The 24,973-nt window shown below is 71.3% G+C and carries 22 protein-coding genes; 11 read left to right on the top strand and 11 right to left on the bottom strand.

Going from position 1 to position 24,973, the window contains the following annotated elements; genetic code table 11:
• Positions 1-511: 511 nt before the first annotated feature.
• Positions 512-1,327 (bottom strand): WecB/TagA/CpsF family glycosyltransferase, encoded by an 816-nt coding sequence (locus tag ACQPY0_RS53980; protein WP_432980090.1) that lies wholly within the window; start codon positions 1,325-1,327, stop codon positions 512-514.
• Positions 1,328-1,407: 80 nt separating this feature from the next.
• Here ACQPY0_RS53980 and ACQPY0_RS53985 point away from each other — a divergent pair, with 80 nt between their 5' ends.
• The 3 genes from ACQPY0_RS53985 to ACQPY0_RS53995 all read left to right on the top strand — a co-directional run bounded on the left by ACQPY0_RS53985 (position 1,408) and on the right by ACQPY0_RS53995 (position 4,765).
• The gene (locus tag ACQPY0_RS53985) at positions 1,408-2,331 is read left to right on the top strand and encodes a sulfotransferase (RefSeq protein ID WP_432980093.1); all 924 of its coding nucleotides are present in this window, start codon (positions 1,408-1,410) and stop codon (positions 2,329-2,331) included.
• On the top strand, positions 2,328-3,254 hold the full coding sequence (locus ACQPY0_RS53990) for a glycosyltransferase family A protein (protein ID WP_432980100.1): 927 nt from the start codon (positions 2,328-2,330) through the stop codon (positions 3,252-3,254). The genes ACQPY0_RS53985 and ACQPY0_RS53990 overlap by 4 nt, the downstream gene beginning before the upstream one ends.
• 293 nt (positions 3,255-3,547) lie before the next feature.
• Positions 3,548-4,765, top strand: coding sequence for an NADP-dependent isocitrate dehydrogenase (locus ACQPY0_RS53995; protein WP_432980103.1), 1,218 nt, complete (start codon positions 3,548-3,550; stop codon positions 4,763-4,765).
• Between the two features lie 62 nt (positions 4,766-4,827).
• On the opposite strand, the gene ACQPY0_RS54000 is transcribed toward ACQPY0_RS53995, so the two are convergent.
• Positions 4,828-5,553, bottom strand: coding sequence for an SDR family oxidoreductase (locus ACQPY0_RS54000; protein WP_432980106.1), 726 nt, complete (start codon positions 5,551-5,553; stop codon positions 4,828-4,830).
• 645 nt (positions 5,554-6,198) lie between these two features.
• Here ACQPY0_RS54000 and ACQPY0_RS54005 point away from each other — a divergent pair.
• Positions 6,199-7,038: a LysR family transcriptional regulator gene (locus ACQPY0_RS54005; RefSeq protein WP_432980109.1), complete on the top strand. Its 840-nt coding sequence runs from the start codon at positions 6,199-6,201 to the stop codon at positions 7,036-7,038.
• A 387-nt stretch (positions 7,039-7,425) separates the two neighbouring features.
• Here ACQPY0_RS54005 and ACQPY0_RS54010 read toward each other — a convergent pair whose 3' ends face one another.
• Positions 7,426-7,839 (bottom strand): hypothetical protein, encoded by a 414-nt coding sequence (locus ACQPY0_RS54010; RefSeq protein ID WP_432980112.1) that lies wholly within the window; start codon positions 7,837-7,839, stop codon positions 7,426-7,428.
• A gap of 93 nt (positions 7,840-7,932) precedes the next feature.
• On the opposite strand from ACQPY0_RS54010, the gene ACQPY0_RS54015 reads away from it, so the two are divergent.
• Entirely contained in the window at positions 7,933-8,487 is a 555-nt protein-coding gene (locus ACQPY0_RS54015) for a CGNR zinc finger domain-containing protein (RefSeq protein ID WP_432980114.1), read from the top strand.
• Positions 8,488-8,519: 32 nt separating this feature from the next.
• On the top strand, positions 8,520-10,082 hold the full coding sequence (locus ACQPY0_RS54020; protein WP_432980117.1) for a hypothetical protein: 1,563 nt from the start codon (positions 8,520-8,522) through the stop codon (positions 10,080-10,082).
• 715 nt (positions 10,083-10,797) lie between these two features.
• On the opposite strand, the gene ACQPY0_RS54025 is transcribed toward ACQPY0_RS54020, so the two are convergent.
• Positions 10,798-11,667 carry a bifunctional methylenetetrahydrofolate dehydrogenase/methenyltetrahydrofolate cyclohydrolase gene (locus tag ACQPY0_RS54025; protein WP_432980120.1) on the bottom strand — a complete coding sequence of 290 codons (870 nt, stop codon included), beginning with the start codon at positions 11,665-11,667 and terminating at the stop codon, positions 10,798-10,800.
• Positions 11,668-11,698: 31 nt separating this feature from the next.
• Between ACQPY0_RS54025 and ACQPY0_RS54030 the strand changes: the two genes are divergently transcribed.
• Positions 11,699-12,625, top strand: coding sequence for a hypothetical protein (locus ACQPY0_RS54030; protein ID WP_432980123.1), 927 nt, complete (start codon positions 11,699-11,701; stop codon positions 12,623-12,625).
• 18 nt (positions 12,626-12,643) lie between these two features.
• Here ACQPY0_RS54030 and purH read toward each other — a convergent pair whose 3' ends face one another.
• Complete coding sequence (gene purH / locus ACQPY0_RS54035) at positions 12,644-14,176, bottom strand: bifunctional phosphoribosylaminoimidazolecarboxamide formyltransferase/IMP cyclohydrolase (protein WP_432980126.1); 1,533 nt, start codon at positions 14,174-14,176, stop codon at positions 12,644-12,646.
• Positions 14,169-14,780: a phosphoribosylglycinamide formyltransferase gene (gene purN, locus ACQPY0_RS54040; protein ID WP_432980129.1), complete on the bottom strand. Its 612-nt coding sequence runs from the start codon at positions 14,778-14,780 to the stop codon at positions 14,169-14,171. The genes purH and purN overlap by 8 nt, the downstream gene beginning before the upstream one ends.
• Positions 14,781-15,043: 263 nt before the next feature.
• Between purN and ACQPY0_RS54045 the strand changes: the two genes are divergently transcribed.
• Positions 15,044-15,637: a DUF4190 domain-containing protein gene (locus ACQPY0_RS54045; RefSeq protein WP_432980132.1), complete on the top strand. Its 594-nt coding sequence runs from the start codon at positions 15,044-15,046 to the stop codon at positions 15,635-15,637.
• 35 nt (positions 15,638-15,672) lie between these two features.
• Here the strand turns inward: ACQPY0_RS54045 and ACQPY0_RS54050 are convergent, their stop codons facing one another.
• The 4 genes from ACQPY0_RS54050 to ACQPY0_RS54065 all read right to left on the bottom strand — a co-directional run bounded on the left by ACQPY0_RS54050 (position 15,673) and on the right by ACQPY0_RS54065 (position 19,878).
• Complete coding sequence (locus ACQPY0_RS54050; protein WP_432980135.1) at positions 15,673-16,974, bottom strand: cell division protein PerM; 1,302 nt, start codon at positions 16,972-16,974, stop codon at positions 15,673-15,675.
• 61 nt (positions 16,975-17,035) lie between these two features.
• Complete coding sequence (gene sucD / locus ACQPY0_RS54055) at positions 17,036-17,923, bottom strand: succinate--CoA ligase subunit alpha (protein WP_432980138.1); 888 nt, start codon at positions 17,921-17,923, stop codon at positions 17,036-17,038.
• Positions 17,924-17,928: 5 nt separating this feature from the next.
• Positions 17,929-19,104 carry an ADP-forming succinate--CoA ligase subunit beta gene (sucC, locus tag ACQPY0_RS54060; protein WP_432980141.1) on the bottom strand — a complete coding sequence of 392 codons (1,176 nt, stop codon included), beginning with the start codon at positions 19,102-19,104 and terminating at the stop codon, positions 17,929-17,931.
• A 375-nt stretch (positions 19,105-19,479) separates the two neighbouring features.
• Entirely contained in the window at positions 19,480-19,878 is a 399-nt protein-coding gene (locus ACQPY0_RS54065; RefSeq protein WP_432980144.1) for a cobalamin B12-binding domain-containing protein, read from the bottom strand.
• Positions 19,879-20,175: 297 nt separating this feature from the next.
• Between ACQPY0_RS54065 and ACQPY0_RS54070 the strand changes: the two genes are divergently transcribed.
• On the top strand, positions 20,176-20,856 hold the full coding sequence (locus ACQPY0_RS54070; RefSeq protein ID WP_432980147.1) for a M23 family metallopeptidase: 681 nt from the start codon (positions 20,176-20,178) through the stop codon (positions 20,854-20,856).
• A 173-nt stretch (positions 20,857-21,029) separates the two neighbouring features.
• Here the strand turns inward: ACQPY0_RS54070 and pcrA are convergent, their stop codons facing one another.
• On the bottom strand, positions 21,030-23,438 hold the full coding sequence (gene pcrA, locus ACQPY0_RS54075; protein WP_432980150.1) for a DNA helicase PcrA: 2,409 nt from the start codon (positions 23,436-23,438) through the stop codon (positions 21,030-21,032).
• Between the two features lie 302 nt (positions 23,439-23,740).
• Here pcrA and ACQPY0_RS54080 point away from each other — a divergent pair, with 302 nt between their 5' ends.
• Positions 23,741-24,019, top strand: a complete 279-nt coding sequence (locus tag ACQPY0_RS54080) for a chorismate mutase (protein ID WP_432980153.1) — start codon at positions 23,741-23,743, stop codon at positions 24,017-24,019.
• Positions 24,020-24,038: 19 nt separating this feature from the next.
• Positions 24,039-24,767 (top strand): PIG-L deacetylase family protein, encoded by a 729-nt coding sequence (locus tag ACQPY0_RS54085; RefSeq protein WP_432980156.1) that lies wholly within the window; start codon positions 24,039-24,041, stop codon positions 24,765-24,767.
• The last annotated feature ends 206 nt before the right edge of the window (positions 24,768-24,973 follow it).

Here is a 24,973-nt window from a genome sequence, read left to right on the forward strand (position 1 = left end):
GGGGCTCGCACTTCCAGTGCCTTCTCGACCGGGCGCATGACCTGAACAGGCGAGCGGGAACCCTGGCCACGTGATCCCCGGGCCAGCGTCTGCCAGGCTACGGCCGCACGATCAACGCACGACTTCTCGGCATGAGCGCGCACCCGTTGCGCCTGCTCGTCAACTACCGCTATGACTTCCGCGTCGCATGCCCACGGTAAAAACGGGGTCCGGTTCGTGACTTAGTGGTGGGCTGCCGACAGTGGCCATAGCCAAGCAGGTGGCGAACCATCCGCTCGAGCGCGATGCAGTGGGTCGGGCCACCGCGCGGCAACCTCAACGACGATCGGGTCACGGTGAGCCGGGTCGCGGTGGGCTGAGCCACGGGTCGGGCTGCGGCGAGCCCGGCGCGGCGGGTCGGGCGCGCTGAACCGGGCGGTGGCGCGCCAAGCGGTGGCGGCCCGGCGACTGTGACCCGGCGGTGACAGCCCGGCGGTGACAGCCCGGCGGTGACAGCCCGGCGGTGACGAAGTCAGGCGCGGTGGGCTGGGCGGTGGGTCAGGCGGTGGTGGAGCGACCTCGCCAGCAGGGCCGCGGCGAACGGGGCGTCCTCGCGTAGGTAGCGGCGGGCCAGCCGCCGTGGTTCGCGGGCCAGGCGGTCCAGCCACTCCAGGCCGGCCTTCTGCAGAGCCGGGCGGGCGCGCCGCACGTCGCCGGCCACGAAGTTGACCGCGGCGCCGCAGCCCAGGAACCACGTCGACGGCAGGGCCTGGCGCAGGGACGCGATCAGGTGTTCCTGGCGGGGGAAGCCGATCCCGACGTACACCATCTGGGGTTGGGCCTTGATGACCCGCATGCAGACGGAGCGCAGGCCGCGCCGGGTCCGGTCGAACCCGAACGGCGGACAGTGGGCGCCGGCGATGCGCAGGCCCGGGCAGGTGGCGCTCAGCCGGGCCGCGGCGCGGTGGGCGCCGTCCGGCTCGCCGTCCGTGGACGGGGCGCCGCCGAGGACGAAGACGCTGCCGCCGCGCGGGGCCAGGCCGCGCGACAGCGACCAGATCAGGTCGGAGCCGGCGACGCGGGCCGGGAGCTCGCGGCCGGCCAGGCGGGCGGCCCAGACCAGCGGCGCGCCGTCGGCCACCACCAGGTCAGCCGCGCTGAGCTGGGCGCGCAGGGGCTCGTCGCGGGCGACCTGGCGCAGGATGTCGACGTTCGGCGTGACGATCCAGCCGCCGCGGCCGCGGTCCAGCGCGGCCAGCACGCGGGCGACGACCTCCTCCTCAGTCAGCGGGTCGATCGCCAGGCCGCCGACGGGGACCCGCCGGGTGTGGGAGTAGCTGCGCAGCATCGTTCGTCCGCAATTCCTCGTTAGACCTACCAGATGCCAGTGAAACCGGCATATCTACCAAAACGACCAAGGAGGACGGTTTGGTACGCGTTCTGTTCCTCGGAGGGCTGGGGCGCAGCGGCACCACGCTGCTCGAACGCCTACTGGGGGAACTGCCCGGCGTGTGCCCACTCGGGGAGGTCGTGCACCTGTGGGAGCGCGACATCGCCGGCGACGAGCGCTGCGCGTGCGGCGAGCACTTCTCGGAGTGCGGGTTCTGGCAGGCCGTGGGCGAGAAGGCGTTCGGCGGCTGGCAGCACGTCGACGTGTGGCGGGTCCTCGCGCTGCGTCACGCGGTCGAGCGCACGCGGCACATCCCGCGGCTGGCCAGTTTGCGGATGAGTCCCGCGCACCGGCTGCTCGTCGAGGAGTACGCCGACTGGTACGCCCGCCTCTACGAGGCCGCCGCCGTCGTGTCCGGCGCCGACGTGCTCGTCGACTCCTCGAAGCACGCCGCGCTCGCCTACTGCCTGCGCTTCGCGACCAGCATCGACCTGCGGGTCGTGCACATGGTCCGGGACAGCCGCGGCGTGGCGTACTCCTGGACCAAGAAGGTCACCCGCCCGGAGACCGACAACGCCGAGGAGATGACGCGGTACTCCCCCGGCCGCTCGGCCCTGCTGTGGAACGCGCACAACGTGGCGTTCTCGGCGCTGCACCACTGCGGGGTGCCGGTGCAGCGGGTGCGGTACGAGGAACTCTTGGACCAGCCCGAGACCACGCTGCGCGATCTGTCCAGATTTATCGACATAAAGCCTGGTGATCTGCGCTTCCTCGACGACGGCATCGCCCAGCTCGGCGCCTGCCACAGCGCCGCCGGCAACCCGATGCGCTTCACGGTCGGCCCAGTCCCGCTGCGCCGCGACGACGCCTGGCGCACGGCGCTGCCGGGGCGGCAGCGGCGGGTCGTGAGCGCGCTGACGGCGCCACTGCTGGGCGCGTACGGCTACCGGGGTGCCCGATGACCGCCGCCGGGCACTGGCCGAGCGTCGGCGTCGTCATTCCCACCCGCAATCGGCCCGAGCTGCTGCGCCGCGCGGTGGCCGGGATCGTCGCCCAGGACTACCCGGGCCCGGTCCGCACGATCGTCGTCTTCGACCAGCATGACCCGGACGTGAGCCTGTGCCGCGGAGGCGAGCGGCCACTGGACGTACTGCCGAATCTGCGCCGGCCCGGCCTGGCCGGGGCGCGCAACACCGGGATCGTGGCGCTGGACACCGACCTGGTCGCGTTCTGCGACGACGACGACATGTGGCGCCCGACCAAGCTGCGGCGGCAGGTCCACGCGCTGCAGCAGCGGCCGCAGGCGGAGTTCTGCACGTGCGCGATCGAGGTCGAGTTCGGCGACCGGCTCACCCCGCGGCTGGCCGGCGCCTCGCTCATCGGCCTGGACGACCTGGTCCGCTCGCGGATGGCGATGCTGCACTCCTCGACGTTCCTGGTCCGCCGCTCGGCGTTCGCCCCCGACGAGATGGGCCTGGTCGCCGAGGACGCGCCGGGCAGCCAGAACGAGGACTGGGACCTGCTGCTGCGGGCGGCCAGGCGCGGCGAGATCGTCCACGCTGACGAGCCGCTCGTACGGGTACTTTGGGGGCGGTCGTCGATGTTCGCGTACGAGTACGCCACCAAGATGGCCTCGCTGCGCTGGATGATGAGCCGCCACCCGGAGATCGCCGCGTCCACCACGGGCGCCGGACGCGTGTACGGCCAGCTCGCCTGCTGGTCCGCGGCGACCGGCAACCGCCGCGACGCGTGGCGCTGGACGAAGGCCGCGATGCGCTCGAACTGGCGCGAACCCCGCGCCGCGATCGCCCTCGCCGCGGTCACCGGCGTCGTCAAGGTCGAAAGCGTCCTCGGAGCCCTCCACCGCAGGGGCCACGGGATCTAGGCTTCTCCTTCGCCGGTCCGGACCGCTTCACCCCGCTGGTCGTGGCGCTGGGTCTGAGGCCCGCACCGCCAGGGACTGGGCTTTGAGCGACTCGCTCCGCGACCTGCTCGCCGATGCCGGCGTGGCCCGCCAACGACACGCCGTCCGGTCCCGAGTGGCCGGTCTAGGCTCGCACATTTACGACATATCATGATTTTTCGGGCTTATGGCTGGCCCGGGGGCGCGGGTGGCGGCGGCGAAGCCATGCAGTACGCTCGTACTGCTTAAGTTTGCGCGAGAGGAGCGCCCGGCCGATGGCGAAGATCAAGGTAAACAACCCTGTCGTCGAGCTCGACGGCGACGAGATGACCCGGATCATCTGGAAGCAGATCCGCGAGCAGCTGATCCTGCCGTACCTCGACGTCGACCTGAAGTACTACGACCTGTCGATCGAGTACCGCGACCAGACCGACGACCAGGTCACCGTGGACGCCGCGAACGCCATCAAGCAGCACGGCGTCGGCGTGAAGTGCGCCACGATCACGCCCGACGAGGCGCGCGTCGAGGAGTTCTCGCTCAAGAAGATGTGGCGCTCCCCGAACGGCACGATCCGCAACATCCTCGGCGGCGTCGTGTTCCGCGAGCCGATCATCATGTCGAACGTCCCGCGGCTGGTCCCCGGCTGGACCAAGCCGATCATCATCGGCCGCCACGCCCACGGCGACCAGTACAAGGCGACCGACTTCGTCGTTCCGGGCCCGGGCAAGGTCACCGTCACCTACACGCCGGCCGACGGCGGCGCCCCGATGGAGTTCGAGGTCGCCAACTTCCCCGGCGGCGGCGTGGCCATGGGGATGTACAACTACGACGACTCGATCCGCGACTTCGCCCGCGCGTCGCTCCGCTACGGGCTGGACCGGGGCTACCCGGTGTACCTGTCGACCAAGAACACGATCCTGAAGGCGTACGACGGCCGCTTCAAGGACCTCTTCGCCGAGATCTTCGAGACCGAGTTCAAGGACGAGTTCGCCAAGGCCGGCATCACGTACGAGCACCGCCTGATCGACGACATGGTCGCCGCGGCGCTGAAGTGGGAGGGCGGCTTCGTGTGGGCCGCCAAGAACTACGACGGCGACGTCCAGTCCGACACCGTCGCGCAGGGCTTCGGCTCGCTCGGCCTCATGACCAGTGTCCTGATGACCCCCGACGGCAAGACCGTCGAGGCCGAGGCCGCCCACGGCACCGTCACCCGGCACTACCGCCAGTGGCAGAAGGGCGAGAAGACCTCGACCAACCCGATCGCGTCGATCTTCGCCTGGACGCGCGGCCTCGCCCACCGCGGCAAGGTCGACGGCACCCCCGAGGTCACCAGCTTCGCCAACGCCCTCGAGCAGGTCTGCATCGACACCGTCGAGGCCGGCCAGATGACGAAGGACCTGGCCCTGCTGATCTCGCGCGACGCCCCGTGGCTCACCACGGACGAGTTCATGAACGCCCTGGACCAGAACCTCGCGAAGCGCCTGAACGCCTGAGTTCTCTCCTCGCAAAGCCCCGCGCCCCCTTTCGGGCGCGGGGCTCTCTTTTTGTCGCCCTGCTACCAGGGCACCGGCCCGGCATCCTCGAAGAACCCACCGCTGGGCCCGTCATCGGGCAGCGTCGCGAGCCGAATCGCAATGGCCGCCCCTTGCTCCGGCGTCCGCACCCCACGGAACCCGTTGAGATCCGTGGCGCAGTACCCCGGACACCCCAAGTTGATCAGAATGCCAGTGCCCCGCAACTCCTTGGCGTACTGAATGGTGACCGCGTTCAAAAACGACTTCGACGGCGAATAGGCCGCGGAGACCGGCCCGACCTGCCCATCCGGATCGGACTGCCGCGTGAGCGACCCGACACTGCTGGACATGTTCACGATCCGCGGCGAGCCGGACCGCCGCAGCAGCGGCAGCATGGCATTGGTGACCCGGATAACCCCGATCACGTTGGTCTCAACGGCCGCCCGGACGGCCGCGATGCTCACGACGGTCGGCTCCTGCAGCATGCCCCCGGTGACCCCGGCATTGTTGACGAGCACGTCGAGCCGCCCGAACCGCTCCTCAACGAGCCGAGCCGCCGCCTCGACGCTGGAGTCATCGGTAACGTCGAGCCCGACCCCGAACGCGTCAACCCCACCCGACCGCAACTTCTCCACAGCGAAGTCCCGCCGCGCGTCGTCCCGAGCCCCGACCCCGACGCTCCACCCAAGCGCCCCGAGCCCAGCCGCAATCTCGTACCCAATCCCCTTGTTAGCGCCCGTGACCAGCGCAATCGTCCGCTCACTCATGCCTCGATCCTGTCGCCCCAACCAGCCCCCTCCAACACCGTTTGGGTGGCCACCAATACCCATCGGGTATCAATCCCGCCGCCGTTCCCTTCCACCTCCCGAACTCTTAACCCGTCCAGTCCGCTCCGCTCCTCCGGGCACACCTCCCAGCCCGCTCCCCGCCAGCACCCGCCAGGCGACCCGACCGCGACCCGCCCGCTCCCGCCGGAACCCCGCCGCGACCCGCCTGGCGACGCCCTCACACCGCCACGACCCGACCGCCAACCTGCCCGGTGACGCGCTCGTTCGCCTGGCGGCGCGCTCGCTCCCGCCCGGCGGCGCGCTCGTTCCCAGCCGTACGCCCGCCCCACGCGCTCTCGGCCTCCCCCATCCGCTTCCCGGACGCTCGCAACGCCAGACAGCACCGCCGGCCCCTCATCGCACTCCGCGCGAGACCGGGCCGACACGACCGGGCGATCTCCGGACCTTCCCCATCGCTTCCCGGACGCTCTCAACCACTCTCCCGATCTCCCGATCCGCTTCCCCGACACTCGCAACCGTTCTCCGGGCCGATCCCGGCCGCTCCGACCGCTCCTGCCCGGACCGTGGCCCGGCAGTGGGCGTCGCGGGCGCGGAAGGGCCGATCCCGCCAGTACCGTGGGCGACATGGAGACGCGGGAACTGCGCTACTTCATCGCCGTCGCCGAGGAGCTGCACTTCGGCCGGGCCGCGCAGCGCCTCGGCATCGCCCAGCCCCCGCTGTCCAGGGCGATCCGTCAGCTCGAACGCCGCCTGGGCGTGACGCTGCTGGCTCGCACCAGCCGCACCGTCGCTCTGACCGAGGCCGGCGCCGTCCTGCTCCGCGAGGGCCGCGCCGCGCTGGACGCCGTCGACGCCGCCGCCCGCCGGACCCGCCGAGCCGCCACGGCCCGCCCCGGCCTGGTGCTCGTCACCAAGGCCGGCGCCTCAAGCGAGCTCCTGTCAAAGCTGCTGGACGCCTACGCCGCCGAACCCGGCTCCGTCCCCGTCGACGTGATCCTGTGCAGCGTGGCCGAACAGGAACGCCTCCTCCGCGACGGCCGCGCCGACGTGGCCCTGTTACACCTCCCCTACGACTCGACAGTCGGCTTCGACACCGAGGAACTGCTCACCGAGGGTCAGGTGGTGGTCCTCCCGTCCGGCCATCCGCTGTCGGTCCGCACGCACCTGCGCATGGCCGACATCGCCGCCATCCCGGGCCTGCCGCTGCCCCGCTGGCCTGGCCGGGACGGCACCTACCCGGAGGGCCCCGGCCCACAGGTCCGCGACCACACCCAGCTCCTCCAACTGATCTCCCTCGGCCGGGCCGCCGCCGTCCTACCCGATTCCTGCCGCTCCCAGCTGCACCACGAACTCGCCGCCGTCCCGATCCTGGACGCTCCCCCGGTAACCACGGTCATCGCCTGGCCTCCCCACAGCCGGTCCCGCGCCCTGGCCGGCCTGGTCCGGGCCGCCACCCGCCTGTAGCCGCGAGCCCGTGCGGGACAACGCTTCAACGTGGCCTCCTACTGACAATCCGCCGACAAGCTCAGCGGGGACCGAGTCGGCGGGAATCCCGCGAGTTGTTCAACAATCCACAGGATTGTTGAACAACTCTCCTGGACGGCAAGGCCGCTGAGCATCGCCGCCGAACCGTGGAAGTTAGGTAGGCGGCGGCCGCCGCGGTGTGCGTCGACGTTGCGGTCGGCGTCCTTGGGGCAGTACCGCCGGAACCCAAGCGATCGAGACCGAGCCGCGGCCGGTTGGCCCGATCGGCCGGGATGCGCAGTTGAACCGCTCCAAGGACTTCGGTATTGATCGCCTGGCGTGGATGCACGCCCCGACGAGGCGCGATGACGTGGCCGGTCACTGGGATCACGAAGCCAGGACGCCGATGCCGAGACTCAGTGCGCCCGCCGCCAGGCTCGCGGCTCCCAGCCACACCATGGCGATCGCCCCGTTGGGTTTCGTGCGTTCCTTGCCCGCGGACGAGGCGAAGAACCCGCCCGGCATGAGGATCGCGGCCGCCAGGATGCCGGCCCGGGACAGCCAGCCCACGACGCCGTCGAGGCGGGCCAGGTCCGCGTAGAGGATTCCGACCAGACCCAACGTGACGAGCACGCCCGCATGGGCGTGACCGGCGCGGGCAAAGGCCTGCTGGAACGGTGTCATCGGGACCGAACCCCGCACGATCTTGGTGAGGAAATAGCCCCCGAACTCGATGGTGACGATCGACAGCAGGGCGATGCCGGCCAGGATGCGGCCGGCGTCGGTGAACTCGAACTGCACTTCAACACCTTCCCGTCACTGCCTTGGTAGGCTATGGCAGTGACGATAGGCGGAGGTGGCATCACTGGTCAAGTGGAGATAGACAGTCACGTCGTGGCCTGGGTCGATCTCTGCCTGACCGTCGTCAACGACCTCACGATCGAGTCGCGGCAAGGCAGACCGGTCGCGGACGACGCCGGCCTCGGGGAGGCGTTCGCCGACCTGGCCGCCAACGTGCTGACGCGCCGCTTCGAGCTGTCCTCGGCCCACGTCGACGACCTGGCCTCGGTTGCGCGCCGGCTGCACCTCGCCGTCGAGGCGTGCATCGCCGGGGACCTGCTGACGGCCGCGTTCGCGTTGAACACGGTGCTGGCGGAGTTCGGGGCAGTACCGAATCTGCATGCCGCACCTGGCCAGGCGCCGCACCTGGCGTTCCACGCCGCGGACGCGCCGATCGTCGATGCCTGGGCGGCGGAGTCCGCCACGGCGCTGGCCTTCCTCGTCGGCACTCGGCAGACCCACCGCCTCGGCCAGTGCTCGGCCGACGCTTGCGACGCGTTCTACCTCGACTCGACCAAGAACGCGTCCCGCCGCTTCTGCTCGCTCGCCTGTCAAAACCGGGCGAAGTCGTCCGCCTACCGCCAGAAGCGCCGCGACCAGCCAAGATGAAAAATGTCGTACCGACCCGTCATCCTGTCCTCGTGAACCTCACCGCTCGCGCAGCAGGCGTCGTCGTCATCGGGCTCGGCACAGTCGTGACCATCGCCGGTCTGGCGCTGCCGTGGACGATCGCGGGCGGCAAGCATCCGGACCTGACCACGATCGCCGGGATCGCGTTCCTGGGGCCGCTGCTGAGCGGCCTCTGCCTGGCGTATGTGCGGACGGAGCCGCGCCGGGCCAGGCTGATCGCCGTGGTGGCCGCGGTGTCCGGCCTCGCCGCGGCCGTCATCGCGGTGGCGCTCGCACGCCTGGTCGAGCCGAGCACCGGCATCGGGTCCGGCGGACCGGTCACGGTCGTGGGGGCCGCAGCGCTGGTCGTGGGCTGGGCGGCGCTGGCCGTCGCCGGCATGGGCGCGCTGCCGGGCGCGGACTGGCGGCCGTGGACCGCGGTCGGGGTCGTTCTGGCGGCACTAGCAACGGCCTCCGGATTCGCCGTCGACTGGGCACGGGAGGGGCGATTCGTCGACTCGACGACAGCCGGGGCGGAGCCGGCCGGGATGTCACCAACGTGGCCGTTGCCGTATGCGGGCATCGAGCTCGTGGGTGTTTACAAGGACCTGGCGATCCTCCGGGCGAGCGACGGCATCCGGGCGGTCTGGCTCGGCAGCGGCACCGCAGCCTGGCAGTATCTGCGCTCCGACCTGCCCAGCCAGGCCGCGGGGCTCGTCGACGACGCGGTCGTGATCGTGTTCGGCACCAACGACGGGGTGCTGGTCACCGCGCTCGACGCGGGCAACGGGGCCGCGCGGTTCTCCCAGCGCTACCAGTCGGGAAAGATGGCGACCGTGCATGCCGCCGGGCACACGGCGGTCCTGTCCGGGGCCGGGATCGGTGCCGGGGACCTGCTCGGCATCGACGCGCGCAACGGGGTTCAGCGGTGGCGGTGGACGCCGGCGCGCGGCGGGGCGGCGTGCGACGTGACTGACGTCGCGGGCGCGCCCGACACTGTGGCGGTGGCGCTGCGCTGCCGCTCGCAGGGGGTCGACGACGTGGCCGTCGGGCTGGCCGCGGCGACCGGGGCGGAGCGCTGGTCGTGGCGCGCGAGCCAGCGCGGGACCGCGGAGCTGAAGGTGCACTCCGTGGGCGACGGCTTCGTCACGCTGACCGGCGCGGCGCCGCAGCGGGCCGTGTACATAGAGGCGGACACCGGCACGGTCGGCACGGGCCACGACGCGGCTGGCACGCTGCCGGTCGACGCCGGGGCGAGCCTGATCTACGCCGATCCCGGGTCCGCGCAGGCACACCTCGCTTCGGTCGAGGTCAAGACCGGCAAGGTGCAGTGGAACGTCGGCCTAGCCGGCCTTGGCGGCTACCAGCCGGCGGCGGCCACGGCGGCGGACGGCCGCGTCTATGTCCTGTGGCGCAACACCGCCGGTGCCTTCCGCCTGCTCACGATCTCGACCAGCGACGGCTCGACGAAGGAGCAGCGCGCCATCGCCTGCACGACCCGCTGCCCGGAGGCCACCATCGCCGCCGCCGGCGCCCACGCCGTAATAGCGACCCGGGAGGAGAAGGCCACGCAGCTGTTCCTGAGTGCCACCTGACCACACGGCGCGGGCACCACACCGTGCGCTCGCCGGTCACGACCCTGATGGCCACGTCCCTTCCGGCCGAGACCGCGGCGCCAGGGATGGAGAGGCCGAGACCGGGGCGCCGGACCGCCCGGTGGTCATGCCGGCCGACCTGATCGCGAACGCCCGCGGGGGCGGAGCACGTTTCCCGGCGGGCGGCCCGACGATCTCGGCACGATCGTGGCCAGGTTCGAGCTGTCGCGCGGAGGGCGGCGGGTGCGGCGCGGCGGGCGGGGAGCGGAGGAGGAAATGCCGAGACGGCAACAGAGAGGCCGGCTCGCGCGCACGCCGACGCAGGAGGGGCCGGGCCCGCGCCGAAGCCGAGGGCTGTGCGTGACGGTGTACGCGCGACTTGACGGAAGGGAGCGGCGCCGCGCGAACCAATGGGCGTGAGACTCGGCGGAAGGGCCTCGCGCGAACCTACCGGCCGGGCGGCGGGCTGCGGCTGGCCGTGATCGGGTTCGAGACGCTCGTGTCGGCCGGTGGGCGTGACTCGGTGTGGAGGGACGCGCCGCGCGAACCGGCGGGCGTTCGACTCGGCGGAAGGGGCGCGCGTGAACCGGTGGGTGTTCGACTCGGTGTGGAGGGACGGGCCGTGCGAACCGGGAACCTGTGGCGACTCACGCGAGGGCCACGTTAAGCGGCTGGGTGCTGGGGCTGGCGGGCCAGCACCCAGGCCGCCCGTCGGTCAGGGGGTGGGTTGGCGTTCGGCCAGGTCTACCACGTTGGCCAGGAGCATTGCCCTTGTCATCGGGCCTACGCCGCCCGGCATGGGGGCCAGGTAGCCCGCCACCTCGGCCACGTCCGGGGACACGTCGCCGGCCAGGCGGGACTTGCCGGACTCGTCGATGATTCTGGTCACGCCTACGTCCAGGACCGCGGCGCCGGGCTTGACCATGTCTTTGGTCAGCAGGCCCGCTGAGCCTGCGGCGACGATGATGATGTCCGCGTTTCTGGTGTGGGCGGGCAGGTCGCGGGTGCCGGTGTGGCACAGGGTCACCGTGGCGTTCTCGGTCTTGCGGGTAAAGATCAGGCCCAGGGGGCGGCCCGCCGTCGTGCCTCGGCCGATTGCCGTCACCTCGGCTCCGTTGATCGGCACGTCGTAGCGGCGCAGGAGCTGGACTATGCCGTTCGGGGTGCACGGGAGGGGGGCCGGGATGTTCAGCACCAGGCGGCCCAGGTTGGTCGGGTGCAGGCCGTCGGCGTCCTTGTCCGGGTCGATCAGCTGCAGGATTCGTTGCTCGTCCAAGCCGGCGGGCAGCGGCAGCTGCACGATGTAGCCGGTGCAGGCCGGGTCGGCGTTCAGGTCGGCGACCGCTCGCTCCACCTCGGACTGGGTTGCCGTGGCGGGCAGGTCGCGGCGGATCGAGGCGATGCCGACCTCGGCGCAGTCGCGGTGTTTGCCCGCCACGTACGCGTGGGAGCCCGGGTCGTCGCCCACCAGGATCGTGCCCAGGCCGGGCACGACGCCGCGGGCCCTGAGCGCATCCACGCGAACGCGCAGCTCGTCCTTTATGGCGGTCGCCGTTGCCTTGCCGTCGAGAATCGTTGCCGTCACGGAACCTGATCCTGCCATTAGAGTGCAGGGCGTGCTGCTCCGGCGCGGCGTTGTCGCCCTCCTCACCCTGGCTGCCCTGGCCGCTTGCGGCGACGACGCATCCCCGCCGGCCGATCAGGCGCCAGCGGCGGTGCAGAGCCAGAGCCAGGGGCGGCAGATGGACGACGATGGCGGGGCGGCGGGGCTGGCGGGCAAGGGGGCCTCGCCCAGTGCCGGCGCCGTCAAGGACCGGGGTGCGCAGGCGCTCGCGTTCGTGCAGCAGCAGCCGGGGACGCTGGGCATCATCGTGCGGGACCGGCAGACCGGCGCGGTCTGGCGGGCCGGTGACACGAAGGCGAAAACCTGGACGGCTTCGACGATCAAGCTGGCGATCGCGACCGATCTGCTGGAGCGGAGCCAGGCCAAGCAGGTCACGCTGGACTCGGCCGACCGGTCGAACCTGGACAAGGCGCTGATCAACTCGGACAACGATGCGGCGACCGCGCTGTGGAACAAGTACGACGGGCCGGGCATGCTCGAGCGGTTCCGGACGAAGTTCGGCATGAGCGGTCTCGCCGTCATCAGCGGGTACGAAACCTTCTGGCGCAACCTGGAGTGCGGCGCCGAGGATCTGCAGAACCTCATGACGTACGTGCTGGAGAAGACGGACTCGACCAGCCGGACGTATCTGGTCACGACGCTGCGGAAGGTCGCGTCCAACCAGCGCTGGGGCGTGTGGGCGGCCGGCTCGGGGCTGCGGCCCGGCAACAAGGACGGCTGGGCCGAGAAGCCCGTCGACGGCCGCAACGTCTGGGTCACGCACACCGTCGGGTTCGCGGGCGACGGGGAGCGTTACGTCGTGGCCGCCATGTACGAGCAGAGGCCGGGCGGCACGCTGGCGAAGGGCGCGCACGCGGTCAGCGACGCGGTCGCGACGTACTTCGGGGCGAAGGTGCCCGCCCCCGTCACGCTGCCGTGACGGGGGCGACGCACGCGGCTAGTGGAAGAAGTGCCGGGTCCCGGTGAAGTACATGGTCACGCCGGCGGCCTGGGCGGCGGCGATGACCTGCTCGTCGCGGATCGACCCGCCCGGCTGCACGATCGCCTTCACGCCCGCGGCGATCAGGGCCTCCGGCCCGTCGGGGAACGGGAAGAAGGCGTCGGAGGCGCAGACGGAGCCGGTGACCCGCTCGCCGGCGCGGCTGATCGCCAGGCGCACCGAGTCGACCCGGTTGACCTGCCCCATGCCGACGCCGACGGTCGCGCCGGCGGAGGCGAGCAGGATCGCGTTCGACTTCACGGCCCGCACCGCCCGCCAGGCGAAGGCCAGGTCGCGCAGCGTCTCCTCGTCAGCGGCGGTGCCGGTGACGAGGGTCCAGTTCGCCGGCGAGTCGCCGTCGGCGTCGATGCGGTCGGCCGCCTGGACGAGGACGCCGCCGGAGATCTGCCGCTGCTCGAGACGCGCCGACGACCAGGCGGGCGCGCGGAGGACCCGCAGGTTCTTTTTGGCCGTCAGAATCTCGATGGCGTCGGGGGCGTACTCCGGCGCGACCACGACCTCGGTGAAGATCTCGCTGATCTGCTTGGCCAGGTCGGCCGAGACGGGGGCGTTGACGGCGATCACCCCGCCGTAGGCACTGACCGGATCGCAGGCGTGCGCCTTGCGGTGGGCCTCGGCGACGTCGGCGCCGACCGCGATGCCGCAGGGGTTCGCGTGCTTGATGATCGCCACGCACGGCTCGGTGAAGTCGTGGGCGGCGCGCCAGGCCGCGTCGGCGTCCACGTAGTTGTTGTAGGACATCTCCTTGCCGCCGAGCTGCTCGGCCTGGGCCAGGCCAGGGGCGGCGGCCGGGTCGGTGTAGAGCGCGGCGGACTGGTGCGGGTTCTCGCCGTAGCGCAGGGTCGCCGCCTGGCGCAGCGCGGTGCCGGCGAAGCGCTGGTCGTCGCGGGCGAACCAGGCGGCGACGGCGACGTCGTACTCCGCGATGTGGGCGAAGGCCTGCCCTGCCAGCGACCGGCGCTCGTCCAGCGTGAAGCCGCCGTCGGCCACGGCCTGCAGTACCGCGTCGTAGGAGGCCGGCGAGGTCACGACCGCGACGCTGTGGAAGTTCTTGGCTGCGGCGCGCACCATGGCCGGGCCGCCGATGTCGATCTGCTCGACGCACTCGTCGTCGGACGCGCCGGAGGCGACCGTGTCGGTGAACGGGTAGAGGTTGGAGATCAGCAGCTCGAAGGGCTCGATCCCGAGCTCGCCGAGCTGGGCGGCGTGGGCCTCCAGGCGCAGGTCGGCGAGCAGGCCGGCATGGACCTTCGGGTGCAGGGTCTTGACCCGCCCGTCCAGCGTCTCGGGGAAGCCCGTCAGCTGCTCGACCCGCGTGACGGGGAGGCCGAGGGCCTCGATGCGACCGGCGGTGGAGCCGGTGGACACCAGCTCGACGCCGGCGCCGGCCAGCGCGCGCGCCAGCTCCTCGAGCCCGGTCTTGTCGTACACGCTGATGAGCGCGCGCCTGATGGGACGGCGGTTAGCCACGGCCCAGCCTGACCTTTCGTTCGTTGACGGTCCAGCCGTCGCGCGCCATGCGGCCGACCGTGTCGACCAGCTGGCGGCGCTCGGCCACTTTGATCCGTTCCAGGAGCGTGTCCTCGGTGTCGTCGTCGAGGACGGGCACCGCGACCTGCGCGATGATCGCCCCGGTGTCGACGCCGCTGTCGACGAAGTGCAGCGTGGCGCCCGCGAGCTTCACGCCGTAGGCCAGCGCGTCGCGCGGGCCGTGGATGCCGGGGAACGCCGGCAGCAGCGCGTTGTGGGTGTTGATGTAGCGCCCCTCGTACTCCCCCAGAAAACGCGGTCCAACCAGCTTCAGGAAGCCGGCCGAGACGACCAGGTCCGGCTGGAAGCGGGAGCACTCGGCCAGCAGCGCGGCGTCCCACTCGTCGCGGCTTTCGAAGTCGGCCACCCGGCACACGAAGGTGGGCATGCCGTGACGCTCCGCACGCGCGAGCCCCTCGATCGAGGGGCGGTCGGCGCCGACCGCGACGACCTCGGCGCCATACGCCGGATCCTCGGCGGCATCGAGCAGGGCCTGCAGGTTTGACCCGGAACCGGACACGAGCACGACAAGCCGAACGGTCACCACAAAACTGTAATGGACCGGGTGTCTCGCGCTCCGCGCGAGACCGGGCAGGGGCCCTGCTCAGCGTCGAGCTGCCCGCGTGATTACGGCGAAACCGGGACGATTGCCACCACTCAGTGGTCCAGTTATCGATACTCCATCGTTTACCGCTGCACAGAGTTGAGCTGGGCAAGTAGGCTGCCGTGGTTCCGTATCCCCGCGGGACTACCCTGATGCGAACCACCATCGCAGCGAGTCGTCCCCAGCTTTAGGAGCCATCACTCATGGGCTACCCACCACCGGGCCAGGATCCGTACGGGCAGCAGCCCAACCAGGATCCCTACGGTCAGCAGCCACAGTACGGCCAGCAGCCGCAGTACGGTCAGCAGCCTGGATACCAGGACCCGTACGCGCAGCCCCAGCCGCCGGCGTACCAGGACCCGTACGCCCAGCCGCAGCAGCAGCAGCAGCCGGCGTACCAGGACCCGTATGCGCAGCAGCCGCCGGTCTCCGGCACGCCGTACCCGACCTCGGGCGGGGCCTACCCCACGTCCGGCGGCGCGTACCCGGCCGGCTACAACGCCGCTCCCGGCGGTTACGGCGCGCCGCAGCAGCCGCAGAACACGCTCGGCCTGGTCGGCATGATCCTGGGCATCGCGGCGATCCCGCTGGTCTTCTGCTGCTACATCGGCCTGCCCCTGGGCATCGCCGCCGCGATCGTGAGCTACCTCGGCATGAACAAGGCCAAGCAGGGCCTCGCGACCAACGAGGGCCAGGCCAAGGCCGGCCTCATCTGTGGCGCTTCGGCCGTCGGCCTGTTCCTCATCGTCATCATCGCGGCCTTCGCGCTCAACTTCAGCCTCAGCACCTACCCGTGATCGGGGCCTGACCCTCGACAAAGGGCGCGCGAGAGCTACTCGCGCGCCCTTTTCGCGCGCAGCGCCACCTTCGTCGCGGCCGTGGACAGCAGGGTGCCGATCGCGACCATGAACATGGCGACGAAGCCGACCGCGCCCGAGTGCGGCCCGACGTCGCTGAGCCCGGCTGCGCCGAGCGAGCCGCTCGCGGCCGCGGAGACCAGCGCGAGCAGCACGCCGGCGACCGGGCCGGCCAGGGCCGCCGCGCCCAGCAGCGGGAGCCAGGGGCGCTCGGGGTCCAGGCGAAGCGACCGCCGGGCCAGCAGCCACCCCGCGATCAGGGCCGCCAGCAGCGGCAGGCCCAGCAGCAGCGGGGCATAGCCGGTGGCCGGGGTCGACGGAAGACCAGCCAGCAGCGGTACGGCGGGCAGGGCCCCCACCGTCACGTGCGCGGCGCTGATGAAGGTCTCGGAGCCGATCGTGAAGCCGGGCCCGACGAGGTAGCTGGCCGCCCAGACGGCCACGTCCGGCGCGAAGAACCCGCACACCACGACGAGCCCGATCTGCCCGGCGATGCCGGTGTGGTAGTCGTCGATGATCTGGCTCGCGTCGCCGCCGCTGACCGCGACCGCCATGCCGACCGTGGCCGCCCCGGCACCGAGCACGAGCAGCGCGGCGACGGCCCCGGTGCGGGTCGCGTCGCGCAGGACCCGGGGCGTGCGCGCGGCGAGCCGGGCGATCCCGCGGGCCTCGGCGAACGCCCCCAGCGAGCCCGCGACGAGGCCGAACCCGGCGAACGTGAGCGCGGCGCGCACGGCTCCGACCGCGACACCCTTGTGCGCGGCGACCACCGCGGCGAGGGCGCCGAGGACCGCGTAGACGACAGCGATGGCGACCCCGGCGCGCGCGGCCGGCCAGGGGGACCACGGCTTACCCCGGTGATGGGCCCGGGCGCCGATGGCGCGGGCGGTGTGGACGCCGGCGCGGTAGACCCGCCAGGCGGCGATGGCGGTGAGCCCCAGCGGGGCGAGGCTGAGCGGGCCGACGCCGGTTTCCAGCGGTACCCAGTGCGCCAGCAGCCACCCGGCGAGCCCGAGCCGCAGGACCTGGGTCAGCGGGGCGCCGGCGCTGTCGAGGGCGTACAGCAGCCACACCACGATCAGCGTGGGCATCAGCGAGACCAGGGCGGCCCACAGCGATCCGATTACGGCGGCGAGCGCCAGCGGGGCACGCCGGGCCGGGCGGCGGGCAGGGCCCTTGCCGCGCACCGCGCGTCGCTGGATCGGCAGTCGGACGGTCTCGCGGGCGGCGAGCCGGGTCTGCGCCCCCTCGTCTGGTTCCTCTGGGGTGGTCGGCATCGCCTTCACTTTGCCAAAGTCCGGACGGCCGGTCACTAACCCCGGCCGTCCGGACTTGCACTCACAGGGCGGTGACGATGTCCCGCATGAGGTTGGCGGTCTCGGTCGGGGTCTTGCCGACCGCGACGCCGGCCGCCTCCAGCGCGAGCTTCTTGGCGTCGGCGGTGCCCGCCGAGCCGGAGATGATCGCGCCGGCGTGCCCCATGGTCTTGCCGGGCGGGGCGGTGAAGCCGGCGATGTAGCCGACGACCGGCTTGCGCACGTTGGCCTTGATGAACTCCGCGGCCCGCTCCTCGGCGTCGCCGCCGATCTCGCCGATCATGACGATCGCGGCGGTCTCCGGGTCGGCCTCGAACGCGGCGAGCGCGTCGATGTGGGTCGTGCCGATGACCGGGTCGCCGCCGATGCCGATGCAGGTGGAGAAGCCGATGTCACGCAGTTCGTACATCATCTGGTACGTCAGCGTGCCCGACTTGCTCACCAGGCCGATCTTGCCGGGGCCGGTGATGTCGGCGGGGATGATGCCGGCGTTGGACTTGCCGGGGCTCGCGATGCCGGGGCAGTTGGGGCCGATGATGCGCGTCTTGTTCCCGGCCTCTTGCGCGTAGGCCCAGAACCAGGCGGTGTCGTGCACCGGCACGCCCTCGGTGATGACCACGGCGAGCGGGATCTGCGCGTCGATCGCCTCGACCGCGGCCGAGCGGGTGCCGGCCGGCGGGACGAAGATGACGCTGGTGTCGGCGCCGGTCTGCTCCATCGCCTCCGCGACGCTGGCGAAGACCGGCAGCTTCGTGCCGTCGAAGTCGACCTGCTGGCCCGCCTTGCGCGGGTTCACGCCGCCGACCACGTCGGTGCCCGCGGCGAGCATGCGCCGGGTGTGCTTGGAGCCCTCGGCGCCGGTCATGCCCTGGACGATGACCTTGCTGGACTCGGTCAGCCATACCGCCATGGTCGTTACACCCCACTCGCTGCGAGCTCGGCGGCCCGGCGGGCCGCGCCGTCCATCGTGTCGACCCGCTCGATCAGCGGGTTGGCGGCCTCGTCGAGGATGCGGCGACCCTCTTCGGCGTTGTTGCCGTCGAGGCGGACCACGAGCGGCTTGGCGACCGCCTCGCCGCGGTCCTTGAGCAGCTTCAGGGCCTGCACGATGCCGTTGGCGACCGCGTCGCAGGCGGTGATGCCGCCGAAGACGTTGACGAAGACGCTCTTGACGTCGGGGTCGCCCAGCACGATCTCCAGGCCGTTGGCCATCACCTGGGCGCTGGCGCCGCCGCCGATGTCGAGGAAGTTCGCCGGCTTGCTGCCGAGGCCCTCGCCGGCGTACGCCACGACGTCCAGGGTCGACATGACCAGGCCCGCGCCGTTGCCGATGATGCCGACGTTGCCGTCGAGCTTGACGTAGTTGAGGTTCTTCTCCTTGGCCGCCTGCTCCAGCGGGTCGGTCGCGGCCTTGTCCTCCAGAGCCTCGTGCTCGGGCTGCCGGAAGTCGGCGTTCGCGTCGAGGGTGACCTTCGCGTCCAGGCACAGCACGGTGCCGTCGGCGGTCTTGGCCAGCGGGTTGACCTCGACCAGCGTGGCGTCCTCGGCGACGAACGCCTGCCACAGCTTGACCGCGATCGACACGACCTGGTCGGCGACGTCGGCCGGGAACTTGGCCTGCTCGACGATCTTCCGCGCCGTCTGCTCGTCGACGCCCTTCACCGCGTCGATGGCGACCTTGGCCACCTTCTCCGGGGCGTCGTGCGCGACGGTCTCGATCTCCATGCCGCCGGCGACGCTGGCGATGCACAGGAACGTGCGGTTCGCGCGGTCGAGAAGGTAGGAGAAGTAGTACTCCTCGGCGATGTCGGCCGTGGTGGTGACCATCACCTTGTGGACCGTGTGGCCCTTGATGTCCATGCCAAGGATGTTGGTCGCGTGGGCGGTCGCCTCGTCGGCGCCCTCCGCCAGCTTCACGCCGCCCGCCTTACCGCGGCCGCCGACCTTCACCTGAGCCTTGATGACGACCCGGCCACCGAGATCCTCGGCGATCGCCCTGGCCTCTTCAGGGGTCTCCGCGACACCGCCGCCGAGCACGGGCAGCCCGTGCTCGGCGAAGAGGGCGCGCCCCTGGTACTCGTACAGGTCCACAGTTGGTCCCGTTCCGTCAACCGTGCCGCCTGCCCCATCGCGAGGACGGCTCAACGATCGCAGCCTAACCACGCGCGGGGCGACCGGCTCCCCGCGGGTTCCCGATGTGCCCCATTCCACTCCGGCCCTGTTTTCACTTCCGGGGGACACCGGTGGGGCCGCGTAACCTCCCCGGCGGCCCGTCGTTGAGAGCAGTGTCGGCCCGCCCACGGGGAAAGCCCCGCAGGTAGGGCCGGCACCAAAACGGCCGATGCCCTGTCGGTCGAGGGGTGGCGGCGGGGCATCGTGCGATAGAGGGGCCGGACGTGTGAGGGGTGCGTCCGGCCCCTCCCCCTTTTCCCCACTTCCGCGGGAATTCAAGCCTTTGACGGCGGCCTATTCGCTGCCGAGATTCGCCCGCGCCCATTCGACGATCGACTGAGTCGTCGCGCCCGGGGTGAAGACGGCGGCCACGCCGAGCCGCTGCAACTCCGGCACGTCCTCGTCCGGAATGATCCCGCCGCCGAACACCGTCACGTCGGCGGCGCCGCGCTCGGCGAGCAGTTCGACGACCCGCCGGAACAGCGTCATATGGGCGCCCGAGAGCACCGACAGCCCGACGGCGTCGGCGTCCTCCTGGATCGCGGTCTCCACGATCTGCTCGGGCGTCTGGTGCAGGCCGGTGTAGATGACCTCCATGCCGGCGTCCCGCAGCGCCCGGGCGACGATCTTCACGCCTCGATCGTGTCCGTCGAGGCCAGGCTTGGCGATGACAACGCGGGTCCGCGCGCTCATCCTCACGGTCCTTCCCGGCCGTTCGTGGCGGCCATCGGACGAGCCCGCACCGTTGCGGACCTCCTGCCGAAAGTACCGCAGCCCGCCGCGGCGGCGAGCAACGACCGCACGGCACCGCGGTTACGCACAACCAACCCGACGGGCAGAATTGCACACCTCATTCGGCGCGGCGCGCACCACAACTTGTGCGAAAGATTCAGCCGTCGCTACCGTGACCTTCGGTTTCGTCAATTCCTGATTTACCTTCACGATTTTTCATTGAAGATCGTAATTCGGCTCGATTCGGAGGTTCCCGCGGTGAATGCACGATCCGCCCGCGCGAACTACCGGGGCCGGCGGCGCCTGCAGGGCCCCCGCAGCCGGTATCTGGCCGTGCTGACCACGGCGCTGGTGAGCTCGGGCGTGGTGGCCCTGGGCACGGCGACGGCGCTGCCGGAGCCGCACACCGACGGGCTGTCGATCGAGTCGGCCGGCAACTACGACGACGTCGCCACTCGTTCGGCCGATCGAGCGAGCCGCGGCGACGTCCACGGGACCTCGTCCACGGCCAACCAGCCCGCGCCGGACGTGTGGATCCTGCCGCTGCGCGCGTACACGCTGACCTCGTTCTTCGGCCAGCGCTGGGGCCGGCTGCACCCGGGCGTCGACCTCGGCGCGGCGCAGGGAACCCCGTTCACGGCGGTGGCCGCGGGCAAGGTCGTTCTGTGCCGCTGGAACGGCGGCTACGGCAACAACGTGATGATCGACCACGGGGGCGGGGTCGTCACCGTCTACGGGCACGCCTCCAAGCTGCTGTGCAAAGAGGGGCAGCAGGTGAAGGCCGGGGACAAGATCGCGTTGGTCGGCAATACCGGGCACTCATTCGGGTCGCATCTGCACTTCGAGGTGCGCGAGAACGACAAGCCGGTCGAACCCCTGGCCTTCATGCGAAAGCACGGCGTCGACCTCCGGAGGCACACGGAAGCGATCTATTCGTAAGCGCCTTTGCTCTTGGCCCCGCGGACCTGGCAGGGCCAGGGCCAGCGAATGCTGGGCCCCGGCCCGTTTCGCCTGGTCTGGCTCGGCGCGCTTCGCGGAGACCGACCCAGACCAGGCGCTGGCGGGAGGAGCGACGGTCGGATAGTGACGCGGCCCGAGCCGTCAAAAGCTGTTCAGATCTTCTCCAAAGCGGCGTGGCGCAGCACGATCCACATCACCTGGTCGCCGAAGTCGATCTGGGCCTGCGCCCGCGGCCCGGCGCCCTCGACGGCCAGGACGCGGCCGAGGCCGTAGCGCTGGTGGTTGACCCGGTCGCCGACCGACAGCGACGGCACATCCCGCTGCAGCTCGCTCGCCGTGGACAGCTTCGAGGCGTCCAGGCCCAGCTTCGCCGCGAGCTGGGCCGCCTTCGGCGTGCCGCCGACGAACGACGACGTGCGGGCCTGGGTGCGCCCGGACGAGCGGCCGCCGACGCCGGCGCGGCCGGACCAGCTCGTGTACGCCGCGTCGGTGCGCTCCCAGCGCAGCAGCTCTGGCGGCAGCTCCTCCAGGAAGCGCGACGGCGGGTTGTAGGACGGCTGCCCCCACGCCGAGCGCGTCACGGCGCGCGAGATGTAGAGCCGCTGCCGTGCCCGCGTGATGCCCACGTAGGCCAGGCGGCGCTCCTCCTCCAGCTCCTTGCGGTCGCTCATCGCGCGCTGGTGCGGGAAGACGCTGTCCTCCAGGCCGGTGAGGAAGACCACCGGGAACTCGAGGCCCTTCGCGGTGTGCAGGGTCATCAGCGTCACGACGCCGGTGTGATCGGGGTCGTCGTCGGGGATCTGGTCGGCGTCGGCGACGAGGGAGACCTGCTCCAGGAAGCCGCTGACGCTCGGCGGGGGCGCGACGGTCGCGTCGCCCTGCTCGGCGGCGACGGCGAGCGTGGCCTCGGCGCGCTCCGTGTATTCCCGGGCGACGCTGACCAGCTCCTGCAGGTTTTCCACGCGGCCCGCCTCCTGCGGGTCGGTGCTCTCCTCGATCTCGCCGAGGTATCCGGAGCGCTCCAGCGCCGCCTCCAGGACCTCCTCGGGCATCGCCGTCTCGGCCATGGCGCGCAGGTCGTCGAGCAGCCCCACGAAGTCGCCGATCGCGTTGACCGCCCGGGTCGAGATGCCCGGTGCCTCGCTCGCGCGGCGCAGCGCGGCCCCGAACGAGATCCGCTCCCGGCTCGCCAGCGCCTCGATGCACGCCTCGGCCCGATCGCCGATGCCGCGGCGCGGGGTGTTGAGGACCCGGCGGACGCTCACCGTGTCGTCCTCGTTGACCACGGCGCGCAGGTATGCCAGCGCGTCGCGGACCTCCTTGCGCTCGTAGAAGCGGACGCCGCCGACCACCTTGTAGGGCAGGCCGAAGCGGATGAACATCTCCTCGAAGACGCGGGACTGCGCGTTGGTCCGGTAGAACACGGCCACGTCGGCGGGGCGCACGCCATCGGCGTCGGAGAGCCGGTCGATCTCCCGGGCGACCCAGTCGGCCTCGGCGTGCTCGGTGTCGGCGACGTATCCGACGATCTGCTCGCCTTCGCCCTGGTCGCTCCACAGGCGCTTGGGCTTGCGCTCGGTGTTGCGCCCGATCACCGCGTTGGCCGCGGAGAGGATGGTCTGGGTGGAGCGGTAGTTCTGCTCCAGCAGGATCGTGTGCGCGTTGGGGAAGTCGCGCTCGAACTCCAGGATGTTGCGGATCGTCGCGCCGCGGAAGGCGTAGATCGACTGGTCCGCGTCGCCGACCACGCACAGCTCTCCGGTGTCGCCGACAAGCTCCTTCACCAGCATGTACTGCGCGTGGTTGGTGTCCTGATACTCGTCGACGAGCACGTGACGGAAGCGCCGCCGGTAGCTCTCGGCGACCTCGGGGTGGCTCTGCAGCAGGTGCACCACGCGCATGATCAAGTCGTCGAAGTCGAGCGCGTGCGCCTCGGTGAGCCGCTGCTGATACAGCGTGTAGGCCTCCGCGAGCGCCCGCTCGGCCGGCCCCTTCGCACTGTCGGCGAAGGTCTCCGGGACGATCAGCTCGTTCTTGAGGTTGGAGACCTGGGTGGCGAGCCCGCGCGCCGGGTAACGCTTCGGGTCGAGGTCCAGCTCGCGCGCGACGAGCTGCATGAGCCGGCGCGAGTCGTCGGCGTCGTAGATCGAGAACGTCGACTTGAGCCCGGCGTGGTCGTGCTCGGCGCGCAGGATCCGCACGCAGGCCGAGTGGAACGTGGACACCCACATCAGCCGGGCGCGGTTGCCCACCAGCCGGGCGACCCGCTCCTTCATCTCGCCGGCGGCCTTGTTGGTGAACGTGATCGCGATGATCTCGCCCGGGTGCACGTTGCGGTGCGCCAGCAGGTAGGCGATGCGGCTCGTGAGCACCTTGGTCTTGCCGGAGCCGGCGCCGGCCACGATGAGCAGCGGCTGCCCCTCGTGGGTCACGGCGTCGCGCTGGGGGCCGTTGAGCCCTTCCAGCAGGTCGCGCTGGTCGCGTTTGGGCGGTCGGGACTGCGCCGCCGGGGCCTCGGGCTGCGGCGGGCGGGACTGAGGCACTTCGAAGAGAGCATGCATCGCAGGGGCGAGTCTATGCCGACCCTCCGACAGTTTCCGGCGCCCGACCCGCCGGGCGGGTCGAACGGGTGGCCGAAAAGCGACCGTCCCACGTTGCGGAAGATCTTTCCGCCGGCCTTGACGCCGTGCCATAATCGGGTCGTGATCGAGCGGGCGCACTACTTTTTTTACGGCTACCGGAGTCCGGCAGCCGTAGGTCGCGCCTGATCGCAAAACCTACCGACGCCCCGGGCTCCGAGCCCGGGGCGTTCGCGTTCCCGGGGGCGGAGCAGCAGCCCATCCGAGTAAAGGAACGAAGAGAAATGGCCGCCATCACCATGGAGCAGCAGCCCACCTCCCCGGACGAGCACATCGCGGGTCTGCGCTCCCGCATCGACGAGATCGACGCCGCGCTGATCGCCCTGTGGAAGGAGCGCGCCGCGATCTCGCAGCAGGTCGGCAAGACCCGCATCGCCGCCGGCGGCACGCGCCTGGTCCTCTCCCGCGAGCGCGAGATCCTCGAGCGCTTCTCCTCGGAGCTCGGCGCCGACGGCACCCAGCTGGCCCTGCTGATCCTGCGGGCGGGTCGCGGGCCGCTGTAGGCGCGGTACTAATAGGAGCATGAGCTTTCCTCCTTCGGCCACACCGCTGAACGACGTGCAGCGCGTGCTGTGCGTGCTCGCTCACCCCGACGACGTCGACTTCGGCTCGGCCGGCACGATCGCGACCTGGGTCGACGCCGGCCTCGAGGTCGCGTATCTGCTCGTGACCCGCGGCGACGCCGGCGGCTTCGACGACACGCCGCGCGAGCAGATGCCCGTCCTGCGCGCGGCCGAGCAGCGCGCGGCCGCCGCGGCCGTGGGGGTCAAGCAGGTGGAGTTCCTGGAGGGATACCACGACGGCGTCCTCGAGCCCACGATCGCCCTGCGCCGGGACATCACGGCGGCGATCCGGCGCTTCCGCCCCGACCGCGTCCTGACCAGCTCGCCGCTGCGCCGCTGGGACCGCCTGGCCGGCCCGAGCCACCCGGACCACCTGGCCGCGGGCGAGGCGACGACCTGCGCGGTGTACCCGGACGCGCGCAACCCCTTCACGTTCACCGACATCGGGCTGGAGCCCTGGACGGTGCGCGAGATCTGGTACAGCGGAGGCCCCGCCCCCGACCACTTCGTCGACATCACCGACGTGTTCCCGCGCAAGCTCGCGGCCCTGCGCGCGCACGTCTCGCAGACCGCGCACCTGGACGGCTTCGAGGAGATGCTCCGCGAGCGCCACGGGATGGTCGCCCGCGCGGGCGGCCTGCCGGAGGGCCGTCTCGCCGAGGGCTACTCGGTCTTCCACACCGCCTGATCCACCGGCAAGCAGCGACGCCCGGGGAGCCGGACGCGGCAGGAAGGTCCTGTTCGCACGACATGTCGGGCACTCCGTGCCGCGACATGTCGGATTTTTCGCCTGACAGGGCATAAATCCGATAAAGGCGTCGTGAACGAAGGCAGCCCTTCCGTAGCTGGCAATATCGCCCAGTAATGGACAGAACCTGTGAGGATCTGCCATAT

The sequence above is a fragment of the Dactylosporangium sp. CA-233914 genome (assembly GCF_050942935.1).
Lineage (GTDB): Bacteria > Actinomycetota > Actinomycetes > Mycobacteriales > Micromonosporaceae > Dactylosporangium.

Coding starts and splice junctions, on each gene's coding strand:
- ACQPY0_RS54005 (WP_432980109.1), top strand. CDS start 6,199: ATGGAGACGCGGGAACTGCGCTACTTCATCGCCGTCGCCGAGGAGCTG.
- ACQPY0_RS53990 (WP_432980100.1), top strand. CDS start 2,328: ATGACCGCCGCCGGGCACTGGCCGAGCGTCGGCGTCGTCATTCCCACC.
- ACQPY0_RS54080 (WP_432980153.1), top strand. CDS start 23,741: ATGGCCGCCATCACCATGGAGCAGCAGCCCACCTCCCCGGACGAGCAC.
- sucD (WP_432980138.1), bottom strand. CDS start 17,923: ATGGCGGTATGGCTGACCGAGTCCAGCAAGGTCATCGTCCAGGGCATG.
- ACQPY0_RS54045 (WP_432980132.1), top strand. CDS start 15,044: ATGGGCTACCCACCACCGGGCCAGGATCCGTACGGGCAGCAGCCCAAC.
- ACQPY0_RS54000 (WP_432980106.1), bottom strand. CDS start 5,553: ATGAGTGAGCGGACGATTGCGCTGGTCACGGGCGCTAACAAGGGGATT.
- ACQPY0_RS53995 (WP_432980103.1), top strand. CDS start 3,548: ATGGCGAAGATCAAGGTAAACAACCCTGTCGTCGAGCTCGACGGCGAC.
- ACQPY0_RS54065 (WP_432980144.1), bottom strand. CDS start 19,878: ATGAGCGCGCGGACCCGCGTTGTCATCGCCAAGCCTGGCCTCGACGGA.
- ACQPY0_RS54050 (WP_432980135.1), bottom strand. CDS start 16,974: ATGCCGACCACCCCAGAGGAACCAGACGAGGGGGCGCAGACCCGGCTC.
- ACQPY0_RS53980 (WP_432980090.1), bottom strand. CDS start 1,327: ATGCTGCGCAGCTACTCCCACACCCGGCGGGTCCCCGTCGGCGGCCTG.
- pcrA (WP_432980150.1), bottom strand. CDS start 23,438: ATGCATGCTCTCTTCGAAGTGCCTCAGTCCCGCCCGCCGCAGCCCGAG.
- ACQPY0_RS54085 (WP_432980156.1), top strand. CDS start 24,039: ATGAGCTTTCCTCCTTCGGCCACACCGCTGAACGACGTGCAGCGCGTG.